General features: G+C 74.2%; 4 protein-coding genes. 1 reads left to right on the forward strand and 3 read right to left on the reverse strand.

The window, feature by feature from the left end:
- Both VS93_RS32285 and VS93_RS32290 read right to left on the reverse strand, forming a co-directional pair.
- A partial coding sequence (locus tag VS93_RS32285; protein WP_236700754.1) for a PrsW family glutamic-type intramembrane protease occupies positions 1–1,151 on the reverse strand: 1,151 nt, incomplete at its 3' end.
- Positions 1,094–1,789 carry a hypothetical protein gene (locus VS93_RS32290; RefSeq protein WP_052746012.1) on the reverse strand — a complete coding sequence of 232 codons (696 nt, stop codon included), beginning with the start codon at positions 1,787–1,789 and terminating at the stop codon, positions 1,094–1,096. The genes VS93_RS32290 and VS93_RS32285, both read right to left, overlap by 58 nt.
- Positions 1,790–2,055: 266 nt before the next feature.
- Here VS93_RS32290 and VS93_RS26025 point away from each other — a divergent pair, with 266 nt between their 5' ends.
- Positions 2,056–2,553 carry an NUDIX domain-containing protein gene (locus VS93_RS26025; protein WP_046472489.1) on the forward strand — a complete coding sequence of 166 codons (498 nt, stop codon included), beginning with the start codon at positions 2,056–2,058 and terminating at the stop codon, positions 2,551–2,553.
- 40 nt (positions 2,554–2,593) lie between these two features.
- Here VS93_RS26025 and VS93_RS26030 read toward each other — a convergent pair.
- Positions 2,594–3,799 (reverse strand): NAD(P)H-hydrate dehydratase (locus tag VS93_RS26030; RefSeq protein WP_046472490.1); only part of this gene is annotated, 1,206 nt, incomplete at its 5' end.

Here is a 3,799-nt window from a genome sequence, read left to right on the forward strand (position 1 = left end):
AAAGCGAGTTCGCGCCCGGTCTCGTTCAGCTTCTCCCGGCTCGGGAAACGGCGCCACGCGCGCTCGCCCGCACGGGCCGCCCCCATCGCGTACGCCCGGCGCTGCCGCAGGAACCGCCATGTCGCGCAGAGCGCGCCCGGGCCGCGGCTCGCGGCGACGAGCGTCAGCGCGAACTCGTGCAGCGCCGACGACAGCGCCGTGGACAGCGTGACCGGCAGCCGCACCCAGGCGAGCGCGGTCCTGCGGAACAGCGGTGCGATGTCCCCGGGGATGCGCACCCCCGTCCGGACCGCGAGCCCGCGCGCCCGCCTCCGAAGCGAGGCGAGCGGGGGCTCTCCCGGAAGCGGCGGGGTGACCTCGGCGGCCTGCCGGGTGAGCCGGTAGTCCATGACCACCGCGACGAGCAGCAGGAGCAGCAGGATCCAGCGGGTCGCGGCGCCGCTTCCCGAGAGCGCGAACAGGAACGCGGTCACCGGGGTGGGCTCGACACCGATCTGCACCGCGTTGAAGGTCATGTGTTCCAGGGCCGCCATCCACACGGCGAGCGGGGGCAACGCCCACAGCCAGATCCCGTAGTGCCGGTACCCGACGATCGCCAGGCCGAACGCGGCTCCGATGAGCCCGGTGGTCACGGCGTGCCCGGAGAAGTGGATCCCCAGTTGGGGGATGCCGACCCAGCCGGGAAGCAGGACGAACAGGCCGTACCGGGGGTCCAGCAGATCGGGAACCGGTCCGTCGACGACCGCCCGGATCCCCTGTTCGGCCAGGTGGAAACCGGCGCCCGAGGCCGCGGCGAGCAGCAGGTAGTCCACCGCGGCGAGCCGCTTGAAGCGGCGCCGCGCGATCAGCCAGCAGAGCACCAGCGGGAGGAGCTTGCCGATCTCCTCGGTGGGGACGGCGATGTAGGTGTGCCCGGCCCACCCGTCGGGGGCGACCCCGGTCGTACCGGCCAGCGCCTGCTGGGTCAGCGCGATCGGAACGAGAGCGAGCGCACCGAGGGCGAGCATGCCCGCCAGCGTCGCGAAGCTCACCGTGCGCGAGCGCGCCGGCCAGGCGAGTTGGAAGAGGAGCCACAGCATGGCGAGCAGCACCGTCACCGCCGCGGACAGCTCCGGCACGAACACCGCCGACAGGAGGAACAGCGCCACCATGGCCCATCCCCACGCCCCGCGCAGGGCCCGCAGCCAGCCGATGGTGCGCGGCGCGTTCGCCCGGAGGGAGCCCGCCCGGGTGGCGAGCCGCTCGACGAGATCCGGCCCCGGCCCCCGGGTGCCGCGCGCGTGCCGCCCGCCCAGTTCCAGGCAGCCGTACCGCTGCGCCGCGCGCAGCAGGTCGGGGTCGCGCCCGGTCCGGGCCTCCTCGCCGAAGTCGACGCGGGCCTGGGCGATGTCGGCGCGACGAGCGGTCGGACGAAGTCGTCGGGCCCGGCCGCCACCGTCAGCGTGGAGGCGGTCACCAGCACGGCCGCGGAGAAGTCCTCGACGGCGACGAGGAAGTCGGTGGGGTCCTCGCCCCAGCTCCGGATGAGGGCGATGATGGACTCGGCGTCGCCGGGGACCTCGGTCACCGGCTCGTAGGCGAACTCGGCCCGGGTCCGGCACACCAGCAGCCGGTTCACGCCCATGGCTCTGCCCGCCGCGATGACCGACTCGATCAGAGCGGTGTCGCGGGCCGCGGTGAACGGGACGACGATCCTGCCCTCGGCCCGGATCCACCCCTGGTCGAACTCCGTGGCGTTGGCGCACAGGCGCAGTACCAGGTCGCGCGTGAGCATGGCCTGTTCGTCCATGGCTTCCTTCTACCGTGCCCGATTCCGACAAGTTCCGCATCGCTGTCCCCGGGCGGCCGGCGGGAAGGCGCGGCGGGTACGCCCGAGGCGCGCCTACGCTATCGCGACGGCTCAGCCGCGAATCAAGGCGCTCTGATTACCGCCTGATACCGCGGGTGTACTCGCCTCGCGGACGGCCGCACGCCGGCGGTCCCGGGTGTCCCGGGTGTCCCGCGACCGGGCACAGAATGGAGGCGGCACCGGGAAGCGGCACGAGGAGGACACCGATGGCAGCGGACGTGCGGGTCGAAGCGGGGATCGGGTTCCCCGACACCGGTGACGGCAACCTGTGGGTCGCCGGTGCCGTGATCGTCGACGACACGGGGCGCGCCTTCGCCCAGCGCCGCTCGCCGGACCGGAAGGTCTTCCCGAACTGCTGGGACATAGTCGGGGGCCACGTCGAGGCCGGGGAGGACATGCTGGCGGCGATCCGCAGGGAGGTCGCCGAGGAGACCGGTTGGGAGCTCACCGGGATTCTGGCCGACCTCGGCTACCTGGCGTGGACTCCGGAGGACGGTGTCGAACGCCACGAGGTGGACTACCTGGTGCGGGTCCGCGGCGACCTGAGCGCCCCGAAGCTGGAGCCGGGCAAGCACACCGAGTTCATGTGGGTGGCCGAGGACGACGTGCACCTGCTGCGCGACCACCGCGACCCCGGCGAGTACTTCATCGTCGACATCGTGGCACTCGGTCTGGAACGCGCGCGGGAACTCCTTCGGCCGTGACGGAACCGGTTCTTCGGCACCCGCTGAGGGACCGGTTCCGTCAGGGACGGCCGGCGGCCGGGCCGCTCCGCACGGCGCGAACCGCTTCCGGAAGGGCGCCGATGAGGTCGGAGGCGGAGATCGGGGCGCCGTCGTGTGCAAGGCGGGCGGCGAGGCCGTGCAGGTAGGTCCCGCACATCGCGGCTTCCCGTGGGGCCAGGCCACCGGAGAGCAGGGCCCCGATGAGCCCGGACAGCACGTCACCGCTGCCCGCGGTGGCCAGCAACGGCGTGCCGGCCGGGTCGGCGGCCGCGGGCCGCCCCGGCTCGGCGATGACCGTGCTGGAGCCCTTGAGCAGGACGGCGCAGCCGTACTCCTCGGCCGCGCGGGTCGCGTGCTCCAGCCGGCGGGCCTCGATCTCCTGGGGGCCGGTGTCCGGGAGGACCCGGGCCAGCTCCCCCGCGTGCGGCGTGAGCAGCGTGGGCGCGGCGCGGTCGCGAACGAGGGTCGGACGCCTGCCCAGCAGGGTCACGGCGTCCGCGTCGAGCAGCACCGGGAGATCGGTGGCCAGGACCGCCTCCAGCTCCGCCTCGGCCGCGGCGTCCGTCCCCCGCCCGGGGCCGACCACCCACGCGTTCGCCCGTTCCGGCAGACCGGTCAGAGGGTCGTCCGGGTCGAGCACCGACACGACCACCTCCGGCCATCGGTGCAGCACCTCGGCGGCCACCGCGGGCAGCCCCGCGTAACGGAGCATGCCGACACCGCCGCGCAGCGCCCCGCCCGCCGCCAGCACAGCGGCACCCCGGTAGCGCTCGGAGCCCACCGCCATGGCCAGCACACCGCGGCGGTATTTGTTGGACTCCGGCTCCGGGCGGGGGAGCAGCGCGTCGATGTCGCCGGCCTGCGGGCACTCCAGCCGCGCGGCCGGGAGCTCGGCGGCCAGCCCGATGTCCACGTACTCCACGACCCCGGCCCGCTCGGCTCCAGGGTTGACGAACAGCCCCGGCTTGTGGGTTCCGAAGGTCACGGTGACATCGGCGCGCACCGCCGGCCCCTCGACGGCGCCGGTGTCGGCGTCGATCCCGCTGGGAAGATCCACTGCGACGGTCGGGGCCTCGGCCGCGCCCGCGAGGACGGCGACCCCGGCGTGCGGGCCTCGCAGCCCGCCGCTTCCGCCGATTCCGACGAGCCCGTCGACGATCAGGTCGGCCGCCGCGATCTCCGTGGCCGCTTCGGAGTCCGCCGGGATCTCCGCCGAGCCCGGAAC

Source organism: Allosalinactinospora lopnorensis, assembly GCF_000981225.1.
Lineage (GTDB): Bacteria > Actinomycetota > Actinomycetes > Streptosporangiales > Streptosporangiaceae > Allosalinactinospora > Allosalinactinospora lopnorensis.